The sequence below is a fragment of the Paracoccus sp. SCSIO 75233 genome, assembly GCF_027912675.1.
Taxonomy (GTDB): domain Bacteria; phylum Pseudomonadota; class Alphaproteobacteria; order Rhodobacterales; family Rhodobacteraceae; genus Paracoccus.
The window spans coordinates 2,313,327-2,332,006 of sequence record NZ_CP115757.1 but is presented as its reverse complement, the minus strand read 5'-3'; the positions used below and the strand labels follow the sequence as shown (position 1 = coordinate 2,332,006).

Genomic DNA, 18,680 nt, shown 5'->3' with positions numbered 1-18,680 from the left:
GGCCCGGTGTGCGGCCGCACGCGGCGAACTGGCTAAGCGGGCCAACATGAAGATGAATGACCCATGAACGGCAGCGGGACTGATGCTGAGCTTTGGCGCAAAGCGGATTACTGGTCGGGTCGGGGTGCGTTGCAATGCGATTCTTCCTCCCGGGTGAGTCCGGTGGCTACCAATAGCGTTCCGGTCTTGGGACCCCGTCACGGCGCGATGGTGTCGGGCCTGCCACTGAGCCGAAAGAGCGCTGAGATAGAAAAACTATAAATAGGTTGACAGGCAAACATGGGTTGCCCTACGTTAATCCCTGCTGAGTCCGATGCGGTTGAAGGAGGGCATCGTGCGTACCACACGGAGATCTGTATTTGTTACCGGCGGCGGTGGGGGGATCGGGCTGGCAATCGCCAGAGCCTTCTCTGCGGAAGGTGCCACCGTCGGCCTTCTCGACTTAAAGGCCGAGGAGTTGAAGCAGGCCGTAGCGACCTTTCCTGACGGTACGGCATTCGCATACGAGTGCGATATCACGCAAAGACTGGCTGTAAAGCAGGCCATTGATGAATTTGCCGCCAGTGCAGGTGGGCTGGACGTCGTTGTAAACAACGCCGTTCTGTTCAAATACGCACCGCTGGTCGAGATGGACGAGGGCATCACAGCGAAAATGCTCGATGTGGGCATCAAGGGCGTGTTTTGGTCTTTACAGGCCGCGACCCCCCATTTGATTGCACGCGGGGGTGGTTCAGTAATCAACATGTCGTCGATCGGGGTTGATGTTTCGATCCCCGGAGGTGCGGTTTACAGCTCGATAAAGGGTGCGATCGACACCCTCACACGCCAACAAGCCGGAGAACTCGCCCCTTATGGGATCACGGTGAATTCCCTCGCGCCAAGTTCAGTTGTAACGCCAGGCACGCTGGCGCTGGTTGACGAGGACGGATGGAAGAGCCGTATAGATCTGACTCCGCTAAAGCGGCTTGCAACCGCTGAAGAGATTGGTGCTGCCGCGGTGTTTCTGGCATCTGAAGGTGCACGCTCAATTACCGGCACCCGGCTAAAAATTGACGGTGGGTTCACGGTGGCCGGGCTCTAAGCGGAGCATCGGGAAAGTACGCTTTTGGTCAGGAGCAGGGGTGGTCCAGCAGCATGCAGGCTAAACTGCTTGGTGCGTTACAAAATTTGTCGCTTGCTAAGTTCGCTTTGACGCCATTGTCCGTGCAGCAGCCGCTGCTGACTGGCTGATTGTCAGTGCTGTCCCGCCGATACTCCGTTGATAGCCGGGCAGGGCGAGACGTCACTTAAGTCTTGTATTGGGAGGGATCTACTTGAGCGAGTGGGAAATATTAACCGAGGCTGCTCTACAGGCTTTGGTCAGCGGATTATTATTGGGCGCGATGTACGGCCTGATGTGTTTTGGTCTGGCGCTGATTTTCGGGATCATGAGAGTCGTGAACTTCGCCCAAGGCGATTTCATGATGATGGGCATGTTTTTCGCGCTCTTCATTTTTTCGACTATCACGCAACCTTGGCTCGGAAGCCAGCTGGGCCCGTATTTAGGTCATGTTGACAAATGGCGGATCCAGAGACGGATCGACGTGATGTCAATGAAGCCGAGGAAGCTTTCCGCCGTCTTGTCGTAGCGGGTCGCGACACGCCTGGCGTTCTTGAGCTTGTTGAAGCAGCGTTCGACCAGATTACGCAGGCGATACAGCGAGCGATCGACACCAATCCGCTTCTTGCGGGACTTTCGCATCGGGATCACGGGCAGGACGTTGCGCGCTTCCATGCCGTCTCTGATCTTGTCTGCATCGTAGCCGCGATCCGCGAGCAGCACGCTCGGGCGGGGCAGATTATCCGCCATCACCAGATCGAAGCCGAGATAGTCCGACGTCTGGCCTGGCGTGATCTCTGTCCTCATGGGAAGCCCGTGTGCATTGACGAGGAGGTGGATCTTGGTCGTAAAGCCACCTCGAGAACGGCCGAAACCCTGTCGTGGAGTCCCCCTTTAGCGCCCGCTGCCTGATGGTGGGCGCGGATTACGGTGCTGTCGATCATCTGCAGGGCGCTTGGCACAGCTCCGCTCTGGTTCAGTGCCTCCATGATGTCCTCCCAGAGCCCGGCCAACGTCCAGCGCCGGAATTGCCGATAGACGCTCGACCACTTGCCGAACTCCCCGGGAAGATCGCGCCAAGGCGCCCCGGTTCGGGCAATCCAGAAAATCCCATCAAGAACGAGGCGGTGGTTGGTGGGTTTACGCCCGTTCGGGGCGCGGACGGCGAGGATGAAGCGCTCAAAGAACGTCCATTCCTCGTCCGACATAAGGTCTCGTGCCAAGCTGGTCTCCATCGCAGATGCCAGCTTGAATCATGCTCAAAGCCTGATGTGAATCCCTTTTGTCAACACGACCTAAGCATCAGAAGAATGACCGCAACGATGCAGAAGCCATTTGTACCGCCCTGATGCAACCTAACATGAAGTTCGTCCCGCCCAAGAACGAAGAGCAACAAGACATTCAGGCTCTGCACCGCGCGCGCCGACGACTGGTGAACCACCGCACGGCCTTGGCCTGCCAGATGCGGGGTCTTTTACTCGACCGAGGTGTCACAATCCCTTTGACCTTGGGACGGGCGCGACAGCGCATTCCTGAGATATTGGAGGATCGATCTAACGGCCTTACGGACATGACCCGCGAGATCATCTCTGATCTGTTCGAGTTCTTGCTGCAACTCGATGCGCGGATCAAAGCCTTCGACAGGCGCATCGATCAAGTCTTCCGATCAAACCCGGATTGCCAGCGGATCGCCCAGATTTGCGGTGTCGGCTCCAAAACGGCAACGGCTGTTGTCGCCGCTGTCGGCGACGGCAAAGAGTTCAAGAACGGACGGCACATGGCAGCCTGGATGGGTCTGGTGCCACGCCAGCATTCCAGTGGCGACAAACGCCTACTGATGGGCATCAGCAAACGCGGGGACAAACACCTCCGAACGTTGCTGATCCATGGCGCCCGCTCAGTCGTCCGCGTGTCGCAAGGACGAACCGACGCCTTCAGCAGATGGGTCAACTCGATCCGCGAAAGGCGCGGCATGAACCGGGCCATTGTCGCGGTCGCCAACAAGAACGCGCGCATCATCTGGGCGATGCTGCGAAGAAACGAAGAGTTCCGCGCTCACGCCTGAGCAAAGAAGAGGATTGCAAGACGACCAAGGAAATGAACCGACCGGCAAACTCCGGTGTGTGAGGAACCTGGCTTTTATAATGGCCCCTGAGGCCGACCATTTGTTGAGGCTCACCATGCGGAATTCCCATTTGGGCGCGCCATCCAAACGGCGACGCCGGATAGATGTTTGCAACCAGGGAAATGCCGTCAGATCTGATCCGAAGAAACCTTGCAAAGGGAGAGACATCCATAGATATAGAACGATGCGCTGCTCATGCCGTGCTCCCGGCACAGCTCGGCTACAGGCACACCGCCTTCGGCCTGCCGCAGGATCGCGAGTATCTGCGCTTCTGTGTATCTGCTGGTCTTCATACGAAATCTCCTCGTGCACTTTGCCGAGAAAATTCTACTTTTAAAGCCCCCTACTTTCCGGAGGGATTACCCCCTGTGATCCTCCTGCGCGTGGATCGTCTTCAGCATCTTGGCGACGTCACGAACCTTGCCAGCAGGCACGAGGCTGAAGACGTTGCGGTAGAAATGCACGACGCAACGCTGCCACCCGGCATCGGGCAGGAACTCGGCCGCGCTTTCGACAAGGCCGCGACAGGCGTCCGAGACGATCAGTTGCACGCCTGACAGCCCACGATCCACCAGGTGGAGCAGGAAGGCCGACCAGCCGGATTTATCCTCCTTGGGACCCTCCACGATGCCGAAGATCTCTCCAATCTTGATGGCAAGTTCGCGCTCCAGTTCCTCAGAAGTAGATTGATCTCAAACCTGCCCGGAGTTTGGGCATTTAAAGAAATTGATGATGCCCAGAGCATCATATGGCGGTGACACGCGACACAAATAACCTCAGCGGATTGCCTTCCCGAAGAAGCCAATCGTCTTCTGCAACTGCGAACGGTCGCAGCGACCGTTTGTGTGCGACGGCAACCGACTGGAAAACGATGCCGCCGCACGGATGCAACGATGTTGCCGCCGTGGTTTAGCACCGCGCCCGAACGACGGGAAGCGGTTGAGCCTGTGCGGCCCGAAAGGGAAAGACATGCAGGGTTTCAGATCCGTTCTTCTTGGCAGCGCGCTTGGCCTGACGCTGACCGGCGTCGCATGGGCGCAAGACGACACAATCAAGATTGGGGTGCTGCATTCGTTATCCGGCACGATGGCGATTTCGGAGACGACGTTGAAGGATACGGTCCTGATGATGGTCGAGCAGCAGAACGCCAAGGGCGGGCTGCTCGGCAAGCAAATCGAGGCGGTTGTCGTCGATCCGGCTTCGGACTGGCCGCTTTTCGCGGAAAAAGCCCGGGAATTGATCTCGGATCAGGGTGTCGACGCGATTTTCGGCTGCTGGACCTCGGTCAGTCGCAAATCCGTTCTTCCGGTGATTGAGGAGCTGAACGGGCTGCTGTTCTATCCGGTGCAGTACGAAGGCGAGGAATCCTCGAAAAACGTCATTTATACCGGCGCTGCCCCGAACCAGCAGGCTATTCCGGCTGTGAACTACATGCGTGACGAGTTGGGCGTCGAAAAATGGGCGCTGCTTGGTACAGACTATGTCTATCCGCGCACCACCAACACCATCCTTGAGGCCTATCTCAAGGATAACGGCGTCGCGGAAGAGGATATTTTCGTCAACTATACCCCGTTCGGCCATTCCGACTGGTCGAAGATCGTGGCTGACGTCGTTGCACTCGGCAATGACGGCAAGCAGGTGGGCGTGGTCTCGACCATCAACGGCGACGCGAATGTGGGCTTCTACAAGGAACTTGCCGCGGCGGGTGTCTCGGCCATGGATCTGCCGGTGATGGCATTCTCGGTCGGGGAAGAAGAACTGTCGGGGTTGGATACCGAAAACCTCGTCGGGCATCTGGCGGCGTGGAATTATTTCGAGAGTGCGGACACGCCTGAAAACGCAGCCTTCATCGAGGAGTGGCGCAGCTTCACCGGCGATGAAAATCGCGTCACCAACGACCCGATGGAAGCCACAATGATCGGCTTTAACGCATGGGTCGCGGCGGTCGAGGCGGCGGGCAGCCCGGAAACCGATGCGGTTCTGGATGCCATTGTCGGTGTCGAGGTGCCGAACCTGACCGGCTCGACAGCGACGGTTTTGCCGAACCATCACCTGACCAAGCCGGTGCTGATCGGTGAAATTCGCGAGGATGGCCAGTTCGACATCGTCAGCGAAACCGACCCGGTGCCGGGCGATGCCTGGACCGATTTCCTGCCAGATTCGGCGGTGCTGGATGCTGATTGGCCGGGCAAGGCCTGCGGCATGTTCAATACCGAGACCGGCAACTGCGTGCAGGTTCAATCAAACTACTGACATCGTTACGGGGCGGCGGTCATGTGCCGCCCCATTTGGACTATCGGAAAGGCTCGGAATGCGCCCTATTCTAATCTTCCTGTTGATTCTGCTTACGGTCCCCGCGTGGGCACAGGATCTCGGCACCGTTCTGGACGCCAATCGCGAACAGATCGAGCGCCCCTCTCGCCAGACAATCGGTCCGGTGATCGACAAAATCGCTGCAAGCGGTGACGGTGCGGTCGCCTTTCTTGAGGCTTGGGGCGACCGTAGCGTCGGTCTGACCGGAGACGGTCGTTTTGCGATTCTGCGAGAGGAGACGGCGACCGATGCCGTTACAGGCGCGGCGATCACTGCGGAAATCGACATGCTGCGACCGAATTCCGGTGTGCGGGGCCTGATCGCGGCGGCTCTGGTTCCAGCCCAGCTTTCCGATCCCGACCCAGCACGCAGGCGGGCGGCACTTGATGCGCTTGGCCGGAACGCAGCACCGGAACACCTGGCGGCGCTGCGCGGAGCCTTGGACGATCCCGATCCTGATATCGCGGCGCAGAAACTGCGGCTGGAACGGTTGCTGACCATCGGCTTCGACACTGATCCGGCGGCGCGTGTCCTGGCGATCGAGAGCTTTGCCGGCAATACCGCCAGCGATGTACAGGCGCGGCTGAACCCTCTGCTGGCAACGACGCGCTTTGCGGGGGATAACCTGCCGGCCGGGGCGAATATTGCCCGTGACCTGCGTGTCGATGAGGACATCACCCGCGACGAGGCCTATCGACTGCTGGTGGAAACCGGACTTGCCCGGGCGCGGCTGACGGATGAAGCGCAGAAATCAGCGCTGGCGCAACATATCGAGAACGGTCGGGTCGGCGGTGTTCCCGTCAATGAGCTGAACGATATGGAAAGCCGCGACCGTGCCTATGCAGTGCTTGCGGATCAGGGGCTGGTTCAGCCCGCTGCCACGGCGGCAGAGGTCGATGCGGCTCTTGAGGCGAATATCTTTGCGGATGTTTATACCGAACCCTCAGCCGAGGTGACCGATGCCGCGCGCGAGGCGCTGAATGCACTGCAAACCCGCGAGAGGCTGGCGCAGGGTACGGATATTGCGCTTGATGCGTTGTCGCTCGCGTCGATCTATTTCCTTGCGGCGATCGGACTCGCAATCACCTTCGGAGTGATGGGCGTCATCAATATGGCGCATGGCGAGTTCATAATGATGGGAGCCTATACCGGCTATGTTGTGCAGGGATTTATCGCCAATCGCACGCTGTCGCTGATCGTGGCGCTGCCGCTGGCCTTCTTCGTGACGGCACTGGCTGGGGTGGTCCTGTACCGTTTGGTTATCCGCTATCTGGCCAATCGCCCGCTGGAGACGCTGCTGGCGACATTCGGCGTTTCTATCGCGTTGCAGCAGCTTGCCAAGAATATCTTTGGCACGCAGGCTCGTCCCCTGACGGCACCAGACTGGCTGGGAGGGTCCATCAGTTTCAGCGAGATGGTTTCGATTTCCACGATCAGGGTCGCCATCTTCGTTCTGGCGCTGCTGTTTCTGGCTCTGTTCCTGTTCATCACCAAACGCACGCGGCTGGGGCTGAACATGCGGGCAGTGACACAGAATCCCGGTATGGCGGCATCAATGGGGATCAATCCCGACCGGGTGGCAATGATGACGTTTGGATGGGGATCCGGGATTGCGGGCATCGCGGGCGTCGCGATCGGGCTGTTTGCACAAGTCACCTCCGAGCTTGGGCAGGCCTATATCGTGCAAAGCTTCATGACCGTTGTCGTCGGCGGCGTCGGCAATATCTGGGGGACGCTGGCGGGTGCGGCGCTGATCGGGGGCTTGCAGAAATGGATCGAGGTGCTGAACCCGGCCAATACGCTGGCCGCGCAGACATGGATGATCCTGTTCATCATCATTTTCATCCAGTTTCGGCCCCGCGGCATATTCCCGACACGCGGTCGCTTTGTGGAGGGCTGAGCCATGTTCATTCGTAAAAACCCATCCCTGCTGATCTTTCTTGCCGTCCTTGCGATCTTCACCATTGCCGCGACGCTGATGTCACAGGCTTACGGGAATGGCGCGGTGCCGACCTCGACAGTCAAGACGCTTGGCAAGACGCTGTGTCTGGCGCTTGCCGCGCTTGCTATGGATCTGGTCTGGGGCTACGCGGGCATCCTGTCGCTTGGCCACATGGCATTCTTTGCCCTTGGCGGATACATGATCGGGATGTGGCTGATGTATGCCCGCACCGGGGAAATCGTTGCCGCCACCATGGCCAACGCCCCGATCCCGCCAACCCCGACAGAGCTGAAAGAGGGCATCGCCAGCCAGATTTTCGGCGTCGTCGGCTCAAGCGATCTGCCGTGGAGCTGGACCTTCGCGGGCAGCCTGCCCATGCAGTTTTTGCTGGTGGTTCTGGTGCCGGGCCTGTTTGCGCTGATTTTCGGCTGGCTGGCCTTTCGGTCGCGCGTCAACGGGGTCTATCTGTCGATCCTGACGCAGGCGATGACGCTGGCACTCGCACTTTGGCTGTTTCAAAATGACAGCGGATTCCGCGGCAATAACGGACTGTCGGGCTTGCAGAACATCCCCGGCCTGACAGAGACGCCGCAATCGGTGATCTCGGTCTGGTTTCTCTGGGCCTCGGCGCTTGCGCTTGCGCTGTGCTACCTGCTGGCGAGCTGGCTGGTAGCAGGAAAGTTCGGCAGCGTGATCCGTGCGATCCGCGATGACGAGGCGCGGGTCAGGTTCCTCGGTTACTCGGTCGAAGGCTACAAGCTGTTCATTTTCACCTTGACCGCGATGATCTGCGCTATCGCCGGGGCGCTTTACTATCCGCAGGCGGGCATCATCAATCCCGCAGAGCTTGCGCCCATTGCCTCGATCTATCTGGCCGTTTGGGTCGCAATCGGCGGGCGCGGACGGCTCTATGGCGCGGTCATCGGCGCGGTTGCCGTCTCGCTTCTGTCAAGCTGGTTCACCGGCGGGCGGGCGCCCGATCTGAACCTCGGCTTCTACACGGTCCAATGGGTTAACTGGTGGCAAGTGCTGCTTGGCGTGTCCTTTGTGCTGGTGACCTTGTTCGCGCCGCGTGGCCTGTCCTCGATCATCGACGCCATTGCCGGACTGCGCCATCCCAATCGGCATGGAACGGATCTCGGTCCGGATCTCGGGTCATTGCAGGAAAGGGAGGCAGAGGCATGAGCGCGCTTCTGGAAGTATCCGGTGTGTCGAAGAGCTTCGACGGGTTCAAGGCAATCAACAATCTGTCCTTCAATATCGGCACTGCAGAGCTGCGCGCGATTATCGGGCCTAACGGGGCTGGCAAGACCACATTCATGGACATCGTGACCGGCAAGACCCGCCCGGACAGCGGTGTGGTTTTATGGGGAGAGGTCTCGCGATCGCTGCTCAGGATGTCAGAGGCGCAGATCGCCCGCGAAGGCATCGGCCGCAAGTTCCAACGACCGACCGTCTTCGAGGATCAGAGCGTTGCGGACAACCTGATGATGGCACTAAAGGCGGCACGCGGGCCGTTCCGTGTATTGTTCTGGAAGTCCGATGCGTCCTCTCGGCAGCGGGTCGGGGAACTGGCGGCAGAGGTCGGGCTGGCCGACTACCTGCCCCGCAAATCGGGGGAGTTGTCGCACGGCCAGAAACAATGGCTGGAAATCGGCATGTTGCTGGCGCAGGAACCGCGCCTCTTGCTGGTCGACGAACCCGCAGCCGGGATGACGCTGGCCGAGCGGGAGCAGACCACGACCCTGCTGAAACGGCTGGCGGAAACCCGTGCGGTCGTCGTGGTGGAACATGACATGGAGTTTGTCCGCAGGCTGAACTGCAAGGTGACCGTTCTGCATCAGGGTTCCGTGCTGGCGGAGGGCTCGCTGGACCATGTGTCGGCCAATCCCGACGTGATCGAAGTCTATCTGGGGCGCTGAAAATGATCGAAGCTGAAAACGTCACGCTGCATTACGGCAGCTCGCAGATCCTGCACGGGGTTTCTCTGACCGCAGAGCCCGGGCGCGTCACCTGCGTCATGGGCAATAACGGGGTTGGCAAGACCAGCCTGATGAATCTGCTCGCCGGGCGCCTCCCACGCTCGGGCGGTGAGCTTCGGCTGATGGGGGAGCGGCTGGGCCGTGTGAGCGCACAGGCGATGGCCCGGCGCGGCGTGGCATATGTGCCGCAGGGACGCGCGATATTTCCGCTGCTGACGGTGCGAGAAAACCTCGAAACCGGATTCGGCTGTCTCGCCGCCGGGGAACGCAAGGTGCCGGACGAAATCTATGACAGCTTCCCGGTTCTGGCCGAAATGGCACAACGCCGGGGCGGCGATCTGTCCGGCGGGCAGCAGCAGCAACTCGCCATCGCCCGTGCGCTCGTGATTCGTCCTAAGGTGCTGCTGATGGACGAACCGACCGAGGGCATCCAGCCCAATATCATCGCCCAGATCGGAAAGGTAATTTCCGCCCTGCGCGACCGCGGCGATATGGCGATCGTGCTGGTCGAGCAGTATTTCGATTTCGCCTGGGATCTCGCCGACAGTTTCAGCGTGCTGGAACGCGGGCAGGTGGTCATCGACGGCCCGAAGGCGCGGCTGCAACGTGACCTGCTGCACAACCGGCTGGCCAGCCTCGCGGCGGCTTGATGAATCCCGTCAATCCTCTTCACTTAGGCGGAGCGCTCACGCACGGGATCAAAGGGCACCAGATCTGGTCATCGGCGTTCAAGGCGTGCCTGCCTCATGACCACGGGTTTCCCTCCTTGCCCGTTTCTTTGGCACATCCGGTTCCGGCACCCGTTTGTGTCTGGTTTCGGATGAACTTCCCTCCCTGCCAGGGCTAGCGTCAAAACATGTTCGATGTGATCCGTCTTCAACGCAGTACCGGTAGTGCCGCCGTCTCAATGGCCGCGGGGCGGTTGACCGGATTGTCCCAATCCGGCAGCGCAAAGGCGATGATCCCGCGTAGCTACGGCCCCGTCCCAGAGATTGTGTTTCTGAACACATCCGGCGGGCTGACATCGGATGATGAACTGGAATACCGGCTGTCTATTGGCCCGGATATGCAGATCACGGCCACCACTCAGACGGCGGAGCGTGCCTATCGCGCCGAGGCCAGTCCTGCACAGGCAATGGTCCATATCACAGCGGCTGAGGGCAGTTCGGCGAACTGGCTGCCGCAAGAAACCATATTATTCGACGGTGCCAGGCTGCGCCGCGATACCATAATCGATTTGACAGGCGACGCGGCATTTCTGGGGCTGGAAACAATCGTTCTGGGCCGCGCGGCAATGGGAGAAAATCCCTCGCGTCTCACGTTGTCCGACACGCGCTGTATTCGCCGGAACGGGCGGCTTGAGCTTTACGATCCGTTTCGCCTCGACGACGCGGGACCCAGACGCGCAGGCACACCGGCACTGCTGCAAAATGCGCGGGCCTTCGCCGTACTGATCCTGTCCGAACCCCATGCAGAGGACCGTCTGCCAGAGTTACGCGCCGCCCTGGCCGAGCCCGAGGTGACCGCGACGGCTTCTGCCCTGCCGGGACGGCTGATCCTGCGCGCGCTGTCGCCTGACGCATGGCCGCTGCGTCGCCAGATGGCACGGCTGATCGAGATACTCCGACCGGGCTGCCTGCCCCGCGTCTGGCAGTCATAGGAGATCCGGCATGAACCTCACCCCACGCGAAAAGGATAAGCTGCTGATCAGTCTCGCTGCCATGGTTGCGCGCGGGCGACTCGGACGTGGTGTCAAGCTGAACCACCCGGAGGCGATTGCCCTGATCACCGATTTCGTGATCGAGGGCGCACGCGACGGGCGCAGCGTCTCCGAGCTGATGTCGGCGGGTGGAGAGGTTATCCGCGCTGATCAATGCATGGAAGGCGTGCCGTCCATGATCGAGACAGTTCAGGTCGAGGCCACGTTTCCCGACGGCACCAAGCTCGTCACCGTTCACCATCCAATCCGATAGGAAACCGCAATGAGAAGTATTCCGATCCTTCTGGCCACCTTATTGCCCTCTGCCGCGCTTGCTCATACAGGTCATGAATCCGGCAGCTTCGTTTCCGGTTTCAACCATCCGTTCAGCAGTGCGGATCATATGCTTGCAATGGTCGCGCTTGGCCTGCTCGCTGCGCAAACTGGCGGGCGGGCGCTCTGGGCCTTGCCGTTGATCTTTGTCGGCGCGATGCTGTTTGGCGGTGCGCTCGGCGCGGCGGGGGTGGGACTTCCCATAGTAGAGCCGACGATCCTCGCCTCGTGCATCGTCCTCGGCGCGCTAGTTGCAATGGCGGTGCGCGTCCCGTTGTCGGTCATGCTGAGCGCAGCGGCGGTTTTTGGTACGGCGCATGGCTGGGCGCATGGGGCGGAGGGTCCGGCAAACGGGATAATGATCTACGCGGCAGGATTTGCAGCGGCGACGGCCATGCTGCATGGGCTGGGCATCGCAATGGGCAAGGCCATCTCAGCAACGGCAATCCGCGCAGCCGGACTGCTGACGGCTATCGGCGGTACTGCGCTTGCGGTCGCGGGGTAGGACATGATCCCAGGTGAAGTCATTCCGGCGGCAGGCAGCATCACGCTCAACCAGGGCCGCGATGCGATCACGCTGATGATCGCCAATACCGGCGACCGCCCGGTGCAGGTCGGGAGCCATTATCACTTCGCGGAAGCCAATTCCGGTCTGGAGTTCGACCGCGCCGCCGCACGCGGCATGCGTTTGGACATCGCTGCAGGCACCGCGATCAGATTTGAGCCGGGGCAGAGACGAGAGGTCCAGCTGATCCCGCTTTCCGGAGCGCGTGCCGTCTGGGGGTTCGATCAGAAGGTGATGGGGGCTTTGGATGCCAGTTGAAATCTCCCGCGCGGCCTATGCCGATATGTTCGGCCCGACAACGGGCGACCGAATCCGCCTTGGCGATACTGACCTGATCATCGAGGTCGAGCGCGATCTGACGATTTATGGCGAGGAGGTCAAGTTCGGCGGCGGCAAGGTCATCCGCGACGGCATGGGGCAATCCCAGATCACCCGCCAAGCCGGGGCAATGGATACCGTGATCACAAATGCATTGATCCTCGACCATTCCGGCATCTACAAGGCCGATATCGGCCTTAGGGACGGTCAGATCGCGGCCATCGGCAAGGCGGGCAACCCCGACACCCAGCCGGGCGTTGATATCGTCATCGGCCCCGGCACTGAAATCATCGCCGCCGAAGGCCGCATTGTCACTGCGGGCGGCATCGACTGCCATATCCATTTCATCTGTCCCCAGCAGGTGGACGATGCGCTGCATTCGGGCATCACCACCATGATCGGCGGCGGCACCGGCCCGGCGCATGGCACGCTTGCCACCACCTGTACGCCGGGGCCGTGGCATATCCGCCGGATGCTCGAAGCCGCTGACAGCTTGGCCGTCAATATCGGTCTCGCGGGCAAGGGTAACGTCAGCCGCCCCGACGCTCTGATCGAGCAGATCAGCGCCGGGGCCTGCGCGCTGAAGCTGCACGAGGACTGGGGGACCACCCCTGCGGCCATCGACTGCTGCCTGAACGTGGCAGATGAGATGGACGTTCAGGTTATGATCCACACGGACACGCTGAACGAATCCGGCTTTGTCGAGAACACGCTTCGCGCCATCGCGGGCCGCACGATCCATGCCTATCACACCGAAGGTGCGGGCGGCGGGCATGCGCCCGACATTATGCGCGTTGTCGGCAGCCAGAACGTCATTCCCTCCTCAACCAACCCGACACGGCCCTATACGATAAACACGATCGAGGAACATCTGGATATGCTGATGGTCTGCCACCACCTCGACCGCGCCATCCCCGAGGATGTGGCCTTTGCCGAATCCCGCATCCGGCGCGAAACAATCGCAGCAGAGGACATACTCCACGATCTGGGCGCCTTCTCGATCATCAGCAGCGACAGCCAGGCCATGGGTCGCGTTGGCGAAGTCATTATGCGGACGTGGCAGACCGCACATAAGATGAAGCAGCAGCGCGGACGGCTGGCGGGCGAGACCGGAGAGAACGACAATCTCCGCGCCCGGCGGTATATCGCGAAATACAGCATTAACCCGGCTGTAGCGCATGGGGTCAGCAGCCATGTCGGCAGTGTCGAGACCGGCAAGCGCGCCGATCTGGTGATCTGGTCGCCTGCCTTCTTCGGCGCGAAACCCGAAATGTCGCTCATCGGCGGACAGATTGTCATGGCGCAGATGGGTGACCCGAATGCCTCGATTCCCACACCGCAGCCGATGTACTCGCGCCCGATGTTCGGCGCACTCGGCCGGGCCGCGCAATCGGCTGCGGTCCATTTCGTTAGCGCGGCAGGGCTGGAAACCGGGGCGACCGATGGGCTGATGAAGCAGGCAGTTGCGGTTCAGAACACACGCGACATCGGCAAGCGGGATATGCGCCTGAACGGCGCCACGCCGGATATCGAAGTCGATCCGGAAACCTACGAGGTCCGGGCAGACGGCGAATTGCTCACCTGCGAACCGGCACGGGAGTTGCCGCTTGCGCAACGGTATTTTCTTTATTGAGTGAGGTCCGAGATGAATTTCATGACGAATGGCGATCAGATCGGCGTGGCGGTTTGCGTCCTTCCCGCCAATCATGGCCGCAAGATCGTGGGCCGCGTGGTCCTTGATTACGAATCCCGCTGCCTGCGGCGAAAGCGGCTGTCGACCGAAGGCGGCGCGGCATTCATGGTCGATCTGCCGCAGACGATCAGCCTCGATCCCGGCGCAGCGTTTGGCCTGTCAGACGGGACCGCCATAGAGGTGACGGAAGCGCATGAACCGGTGTTGCGGATCGAGGGTGACCTGCCGCGCCTCGCCTGGCATATCGGTAACCGGCATTGCCCTTGCGAGATTGCGCCAAATCATCTGGTGATCCGTGCCGATCCGGTGCTGGAGGATATGCTGGGCAAGCTGGGCGCAACGATCACGAAAGGCTTTTCTCCCTTCCGTCCCGAAGGCGGTGCTTATGGACATGGACGGACATTCGGTCATTCCCACTGATGCCGGTCGGCTGCTGGCTGTCCAGCTTCTGTCTCCGGTATTTCCGACCGGCGCCTTCGCGTATTCACAGGGGCTGGAATATGCGATGGATTCCGGCATCATCCGCGACGGTGCGACGCTATCGGCATGGATTGCGGATGTGCTGGAGTACGGCACCGGTTGGTCGGACGCCGTAATCCTGTCGCTCTGCCTGCGACCGGGCGCGGATTATCCGGCGCTCGACGATCTCGCCCGCGCCATGTGCCTGACCGCTGAGCGGCTGACCGAAACGGTAGAACAAGGAACAGCCTTCGTCGCAATGGCTGGCCCGCTGACCGCAACGGAGGCCGCGCCTGCCGCCCTGCCAGTGGCTGTCGGTCGAGCCTGCGCCCGTCTCGAGCTGCCGCGCAGGGAGGTGATCGGGCTCTATCTTCACGGGCTGGCGTTCAACCTGATACAAGCGGCGGTCAGGTTCATGCCGCTCGGCCAGGCAGAGGGGCAGCGGCTTCTGGCGGCATTGTCTCCCCAGATACTGAACATCGCAGCGCAGGCCGCGGACGCCACCGAAAGCAATCTCGGCGGTTGTGCAATCGGTGCAGAGATCGCCCAGGCACGGCATGAAACCATGACAACAAGGATTTTCCGCACATGATGAACCAAATAAACGGCCCCCTCCGCGTCGGCATCGGTGGGCCGGTCGGGGCTGGCAAGACAACATTGACCATAGAGCTTGCGCGCGCGCTCGCCCCTCGGCTGTCGATGGCCGTGGTCACGAATGACATCTACACGCGAGAGGACGCCGAAGCCCTTATGCGCGCGCAGGTGCTTCCGCAAGAACGCGTGCACGGTGTGGAGACCGGAGGCTGCCCGCATACGGCAATCCGGGAGGATGCGAGCATCAACCTCGCCGCGATTGCGGACCTGACTGACAATCTGCCCGGCTTGGACCTTGTGCTGGTCGAATCCGGCGGCGACAATCTCGCCGCCACCTTCAGCCCGGAACTGGCCGACCTCACGATCTATGTGATCGACACGGCTGCGGGCCAGGACATACCGCGCAAACGAGGTCCGGGGCTGACTCGCTCCGACCTGCTGGTGGTGAACAAAATCGACCTTGCGCCGCATGTGGGTGTTGATATCGGGCTGCTTCAAAAGGACGCCCAGGCTGCACGCGGCGTACTACCAGTAGTCATGACCAGCCTCCGTTCAGGAAATGGCATAGATGCAATCACTGATTTTATTGTTCTTGAGGGTGGGTTGAGGTTCGAGAGGCCGACCTTGCATCAGGCTATGTTGACAAAAGGTATTCGCTGGGCGGGCTGAGGCTCTGTCAAGAGAACCGAACTTGCGTGCGATCGCCTGCCCCCTACCTTCGCGGTATGCCGAAAACTTCTCCCTTCCGCTACTTTAAAACCTCACCCGAAATCATCCGTCTCGCGGTGATGATGTAATCCGGTTTCCGCTGTCGCTTCGAAATGTCGAGGATCTGCTGCATGAACGCGGCATCGACATCTGCCACGAGACCGTCCGGTTCTGGTGGCAACGGTTCGGCCCCGTCTTCGCCCACAAAATCCGCCGGAAACGGCTTGCCCAGTTTCACAATGGACCGCAGTGGCGTTGCCATCTGGACGAGGTCTTCGTGAAGATCAACGGTGTGCAGCATTATATGTGGCGCGCCGTCGATCACGAGGGTGAGGTTCTTGATGTGTATCTCAGCAAACGGCGGGACCGGAAGGCGGCATTAAAATTTCTCAAGAAAATGATCAGGCGATACGGCATACCTGAAAAAATCGTCACGGATCTGCTGCGATCCTACCCTGCTGCCTTGCGCGAGATCGGTGCAACAGATCGGCACATGACGGGGCGGCACCTGAACAACAGGGCCGAGAATTCGCATCAGCCCTTCCGGCGACGAGAGCGGGCGATGATGGGTTTTCGTAGCATGGGCAACCTGCAGAAATTCGCCGCTGTCCATGCTGATATAAGCAACCATTTCAATCTCGATCGCCACCTCACGCAACGCCAACATTTCAAAACGAGCCGAACCGACGCCCTTGCCGAGTGGCGTCAACTTTGCGCGGGATAAGAATGGGCTTGGGTCGGCAATTTGAGACGGGTTAGAATTCGTCTGACGCCACCTCAGGATGTCGTCAAGGACACGCGTGTCATCGAAGCATATCTTGGCAAGAAATGGAGCACGGCTCATGCTCAACATCAATAACTTGACTTCAGGGTACTCTGAAACCCCGGTGCTCAAGGAAATAACCATAGCCGTTGAGCAGGGCCAGTTCGTATCTATCGTGGGGCCGAACGGTGCGGGCAAAAGTACTCTTTTCAAAACAATCTCGGGCACGGTAACGGCCATGTCGGGCTCGATTGAGTTCCTGGACCAGGATCTGCTTGCGCTTGAACCTTTCGAGCGCGCGCGAGCGGGAATCGCGCATGTCCCGGAGGGCCGACAGGTCTTTCCTTCGCTCTCGGTGCTGGAGAACCTGGAGCTGGGCTCCTATCCGAAGTCTGGCCAGAGGAACTGGGACCAGAACAGAAAGAGGGTTTTCGAATGGTTCCCGGTACTGGAACAGCGGCAGACCCAATTGGCCGGAACGCTCTCTGGCGGAGAGCAGCAGATGTTGGCGATTGGTCGTGGGCTGGCTTCGTCCCCCTCGCTGCTGATGCTAGACGAGCCGTCCATGGGGCTTGCACCTGCCGTTGCCGATTTTATCTTCGATAAGCTCATGGACATACGCCGGGATACGGGGCTCACGATTCTGCTCGTCGAGCAACGTGTCGCCGAAGCGCTCGAGTTCGCGGACCACGGCTATGTGCTCGAAACAGGTCGAATTGTTCTCCAGGGCGACAATAGCGCGCTGCGGGCCGATGATCGCATCAGGGAGGCGTATCTCGGCATGTGATGCGCTACCGATTGCCAGTATTTCAAAGACAGGGAGGAGTTTAATGATGAGAAATCTGCTGCAAAAAATGAGAATGTTGGTGGCGGTCGCAGCGCTGAGTACAGCGATGCTATTACCGGCAAGCCCCGGCCAGGCGCAGGATAAAGTCAGTGTTGGCCTTATCGCCCCAATGTCCGGACTCTATGCGCGCTTCGGCCAATTAATGGAAATGGGCGCAAAGATGGCCATCGAGGATATCAATGCCGCCGGAGGCATCCAATCACTGGGCGGCGCTCAGCTTGACCTCGTTGTCATCGATACGGGAGATTCCACGGACAAAGCAAAGGCCGCCGCCCAGAGAATGGTTGCCGATTATCCCGATATCGTGGCCGCAACAGGCTCATACCTGTCATCGTTCACGCTTGCGGTCACAGAGGTTACCGAACGTGCAAAACTGCCGGTCCTGACGCTGTCATACTCCAATCTGATCACGGAACGCGGTTTCGAATATGTTTTTCAGACCTCGGCTCCGGGAAACAAGCAGGCAGGGCTTGCGATACCGATCATGCTCGACCTTGCTGAAGAAGCCACCGGCAAACGGCCTACCAGTGTCGGCATTATCAGCGATAACACGGCAGCATCCTCGTCCTTGTACGATGCCATGACAACCGGGGGCTTGCTGGCCGCCAATAATCTAGAGCTGAGCGTTGGCGAGGTTTTCACTCCACCATTGGTAGATGCCACTTCGTTGATTCAAAAATTGCGTGCCCGAAAACCTGACGTCATTTTCCTTCTTCCAACCGTGGTTTCAGATATCAAGCTGGTTCTCGAAAAGATGAAAGAACTTCGTGTTGATATTCCCATCGTTTCATTCGGCTCGACGATCGGTGAGCGCGACATGATCGACACGGTTGGAGCAGAGCGGCTTGAGGGTGTGATTTTCGCCGCCGGGAATTTTGGTTTCAAAGGCCATGAGGATTTGGTCGAACGCATGTCGAGCGAATTTAACGAGCCTTGGATGACTCAAAACGCCATATCGACCTACGGCGATATGTTTCTTTTAAAGCAAGCTATTGAAGAAGCGGATGAACCTAGCAGGGAAGCCGTCGCGGAAGCGCTGAGAAATCTCCGGGGTGGACCGGCAAAATACTATCCGGGTGGTGAACTTGCTTTCGATGAAGCCGGTCGGCGGATCGATGCCAGCGTCGTTATTGTCCAGTGGATTGACGGGGTGCCGCAGGCCGTATTCCCAGAGTCGCTTGCTGTGACAGCGCCAAAGTTTTGACTTTGAGGAGTTCGCTGAACCCCTGTTGTCCACGGC

19 protein-coding genes and 4 pseudogenes are annotated in these 18,680 nt (G+C 59.9%); 20 read left to right on the top strand and 3 right to left on the bottom strand.

Annotated features, from left to right (window positions below; all coding sequences use genetic code 11):
- Positions 1-334: 334 nt before the first annotated feature.
- Positions 335-1,081 (top strand): SDR family NAD(P)-dependent oxidoreductase, encoded by a 747-nt coding sequence (locus tag PAF12_RS11335; protein WP_271107041.1) that lies wholly within the window; start codon positions 335-337, stop codon positions 1,079-1,081.
- Positions 1,082-1,298: 217 nt separating this feature from the next.
- Entirely contained in the window at positions 1,299-1,628 is a 330-nt protein-coding gene (locus PAF12_RS19020; RefSeq protein WP_368045141.1) for a hypothetical protein, read from the top strand.
- Here PAF12_RS19020 and PAF12_RS11330 read toward each other — a convergent pair.
- Positions 1,547-2,334, bottom strand: a protein-coding gene (locus tag PAF12_RS11330; RefSeq protein WP_173485039.1) for an IS5 family transposase whose coding sequence is annotated in 2 segments (ribosomal slippage) — positions 1,547-1,995 and positions 1,995-2,334 — 789 coding nt in all. Because the reading frame shifts where the segments join, the coding sequence is not laid out codon by codon here. The genes PAF12_RS19020 and PAF12_RS11330 overlap by 82 nt on opposite strands.
- Positions 2,335-2,396: 62 nt before the next feature.
- On the opposite strand from PAF12_RS11330, the pseudogene PAF12_RS11325 reads away from it, so the two are divergent.
- Positions 2,397-3,164, top strand: a pseudogene (locus PAF12_RS11325) (IS110 family transposase); the annotation flags it as partial.
- Positions 3,165-3,400: 236 nt separating this feature from the next.
- Here PAF12_RS11325 and PAF12_RS11320 read toward each other — a convergent pair.
- A pseudogene (locus PAF12_RS11320) lies at positions 3,401-3,517 on the bottom strand (transposase); the annotation flags it as partial.
- Between the two features lie 81 nt (positions 3,518-3,598).
- A pseudogene (locus PAF12_RS11315) lies at positions 3,599-3,865 on the bottom strand (transposase); the annotation flags it as partial.
- A gap of 328 nt (positions 3,866-4,193) precedes the next feature.
- On the opposite strand from PAF12_RS11315, the gene urtA reads away from it, so the two are divergent.
- The 17 genes and pseudogenes from urtA to PAF12_RS11235 all read left to right on the top strand — a co-directional run bounded on the left by urtA (position 4,194) and on the right by PAF12_RS11235 (position 18,644).
- Positions 4,194-5,477, top strand: a complete 1,284-nt coding sequence (urtA, locus tag PAF12_RS11310; protein ID WP_271107040.1) for an urea ABC transporter substrate-binding protein — start codon at positions 4,194-4,196, stop codon at positions 5,475-5,477.
- A 58-nt stretch (positions 5,478-5,535) separates the two neighbouring features.
- Positions 5,536-7,437: an urea ABC transporter permease subunit UrtB gene (gene urtB / locus PAF12_RS11305; protein WP_271107039.1), complete on the top strand. Its 1,902-nt coding sequence runs from the start codon at positions 5,536-5,538 to the stop codon at positions 7,435-7,437.
- A 3-nt stretch (positions 7,438-7,440) separates the two neighbouring features.
- On the top strand, positions 7,441-8,664 hold the full coding sequence (gene urtC / locus PAF12_RS11300) for an urea ABC transporter permease subunit UrtC (protein WP_271107038.1): 1,224 nt from the start codon (positions 7,441-7,443) through the stop codon (positions 8,662-8,664).
- Positions 8,661-9,401, top strand: coding sequence for an urea ABC transporter ATP-binding protein UrtD (gene urtD / locus PAF12_RS11295; protein ID WP_271107037.1), 741 nt, complete (start codon positions 8,661-8,663; stop codon positions 9,399-9,401). Before urtC ends, urtD begins: the two co-directional genes overlap by 4 nt.
- A 2-nt stretch (positions 9,402-9,403) precedes the next feature.
- On the top strand, positions 9,404-10,111 hold the full coding sequence (gene urtE, locus PAF12_RS11290; RefSeq protein ID WP_271107036.1) for an urea ABC transporter ATP-binding subunit UrtE: 708 nt from the start codon (positions 9,404-9,406) through the stop codon (positions 10,109-10,111).
- Between the two features lie 206 nt (positions 10,112-10,317).
- On the top strand, positions 10,318-11,121 hold the full coding sequence (locus tag PAF12_RS11285; protein ID WP_368045139.1) for an urease accessory protein UreD: 804 nt from the start codon (positions 10,318-10,320) through the stop codon (positions 11,119-11,121).
- 10 nt (positions 11,122-11,131) lie between these two features.
- A complete protein-coding gene (locus PAF12_RS11280) occupies positions 11,132-11,434 on the top strand; it encodes an urease subunit gamma (protein WP_271107034.1) in 303 nt (100 codons plus the stop codon).
- Positions 11,435-11,443: 9 nt separating this feature from the next.
- The gene (locus PAF12_RS11275; protein WP_271107033.1) at positions 11,444-11,998 is read left to right on the top strand and encodes a HupE/UreJ family protein; all 555 of its coding nucleotides are present in this window, start codon (positions 11,444-11,446) and stop codon (positions 11,996-11,998) included.
- Between the two features lie 3 nt (positions 11,999-12,001).
- Positions 12,002-12,316: an urease subunit beta gene (locus PAF12_RS11270; protein ID WP_271107032.1), complete on the top strand. Its 315-nt coding sequence runs from the start codon at positions 12,002-12,004 to the stop codon at positions 12,314-12,316.
- Positions 12,306-14,009 carry an urease subunit alpha gene (ureC, locus tag PAF12_RS11265; protein WP_271107031.1) on the top strand — a complete coding sequence of 568 codons (1,704 nt, stop codon included), beginning with the start codon at positions 12,306-12,308 and terminating at the stop codon, positions 14,007-14,009. Before PAF12_RS11270 ends, ureC begins: the two co-directional genes overlap by 11 nt.
- Complete coding sequence (locus PAF12_RS11260) at positions 14,010-14,489, top strand: urease accessory protein UreE (RefSeq protein WP_271107030.1); 480 nt, start codon at positions 14,010-14,012, stop codon at positions 14,487-14,489.
- Positions 14,455-15,120, top strand: a complete 666-nt coding sequence (locus PAF12_RS11255) for an urease accessory protein UreF (RefSeq protein WP_271107029.1) — start codon at positions 14,455-14,457, stop codon at positions 15,118-15,120. The genes PAF12_RS11260 and PAF12_RS11255 overlap by 35 nt, the downstream gene beginning before the upstream one ends.
- Positions 15,120-15,791: an urease accessory protein UreG gene (gene ureG, locus PAF12_RS11250; protein WP_271109694.1), complete on the top strand. Its 672-nt coding sequence runs from the start codon at positions 15,120-15,122 to the stop codon at positions 15,789-15,791. The genes PAF12_RS11255 and ureG overlap by 1 nt, the downstream gene beginning before the upstream one ends.
- Positions 15,792-15,847: 56 nt before the next feature.
- Positions 15,848-16,554, top strand: a pseudogene (locus tag PAF12_RS11245) (IS6 family transposase).
- A 21-nt stretch (positions 16,555-16,575) separates the two neighbouring features.
- A complete protein-coding gene (locus PAF12_RS19015) occupies positions 16,576-16,689 on the top strand; it encodes a hypothetical protein (RefSeq protein WP_368045138.1) in 114 nt (37 codons plus the stop codon).
- The gene (locus PAF12_RS11240) at positions 16,673-17,380 is read left to right on the top strand and encodes an ABC transporter ATP-binding protein (RefSeq protein ID WP_271107028.1); all 708 of its coding nucleotides are present in this window, start codon (positions 16,673-16,675) and stop codon (positions 17,378-17,380) included. Before PAF12_RS19015 ends, PAF12_RS11240 begins: the two co-directional genes overlap by 17 nt.
- A gap of 46 nt (positions 17,381-17,426) precedes the next feature.
- On the top strand, positions 17,427-18,644 hold the full coding sequence (locus PAF12_RS11235; protein ID WP_271107027.1) for an ABC transporter substrate-binding protein: 1,218 nt from the start codon (positions 17,427-17,429) through the stop codon (positions 18,642-18,644).
- Positions 18,645-18,680: the final 36 nt, after the last annotated feature.

What these genes read in the sequence shown, in the direction of transcription:
- PAF12_RS11240 (WP_271107028.1), top strand. Translation starts at nt 16,673, where the DNA reads ATGCTCAACATCAATAACTTGACTTCAGGGTACTCTGAAACCCCGGTG.
- ureG (WP_271109694.1), top strand. Translation starts at nt 15,120, where the DNA reads ATGAACCAAATAAACGGCCCCCTCCGCGTCGGCATCGGTGGGCCGGTC.
- urtA (WP_271107040.1), top strand. Translation starts at nt 4,194, where the DNA reads ATGCAGGGTTTCAGATCCGTTCTTCTTGGCAGCGCGCTTGGCCTGACG.
- urtE (WP_271107036.1), top strand. Translation starts at nt 9,404, where the DNA reads ATGATCGAAGCTGAAAACGTCACGCTGCATTACGGCAGCTCGCAGATC.
- PAF12_RS11235 (WP_271107027.1), top strand. Translation starts at nt 17,427, where the DNA reads ATGAGAAATCTGCTGCAAAAAATGAGAATGTTGGTGGCGGTCGCAGCG.
- PAF12_RS11255 (WP_271107029.1), top strand. Translation starts at nt 14,455, where the DNA reads ATGGACATGGACGGACATTCGGTCATTCCCACTGATGCCGGTCGGCTG.
- PAF12_RS11270 (WP_271107032.1), top strand. Translation starts at nt 12,002, where the DNA reads ATGATCCCAGGTGAAGTCATTCCGGCGGCAGGCAGCATCACGCTCAAC.
- PAF12_RS11275 (WP_271107033.1), top strand. Translation starts at nt 11,444, where the DNA reads ATGAGAAGTATTCCGATCCTTCTGGCCACCTTATTGCCCTCTGCCGCG.
- PAF12_RS11285 (WP_368045139.1), top strand. Translation starts at nt 10,318, where the DNA reads ATGTTCGATGTGATCCGTCTTCAACGCAGTACCGGTAGTGCCGCCGTC.
- urtD (WP_271107037.1), top strand. Translation starts at nt 8,661, where the DNA reads ATGAGCGCGCTTCTGGAAGTATCCGGTGTGTCGAAGAGCTTCGACGGG.
- urtB (WP_271107039.1), top strand. Translation starts at nt 5,536, where the DNA reads ATGCGCCCTATTCTAATCTTCCTGTTGATTCTGCTTACGGTCCCCGCG.
- urtC (WP_271107038.1), top strand. Translation starts at nt 7,441, where the DNA reads ATGTTCATTCGTAAAAACCCATCCCTGCTGATCTTTCTTGCCGTCCTT.
- PAF12_RS11280 (WP_271107034.1), top strand. Translation starts at nt 11,132, where the DNA reads ATGAACCTCACCCCACGCGAAAAGGATAAGCTGCTGATCAGTCTCGCT.
- ureC (WP_271107031.1), top strand. Translation starts at nt 12,306, where the DNA reads ATGCCAGTTGAAATCTCCCGCGCGGCCTATGCCGATATGTTCGGCCCG.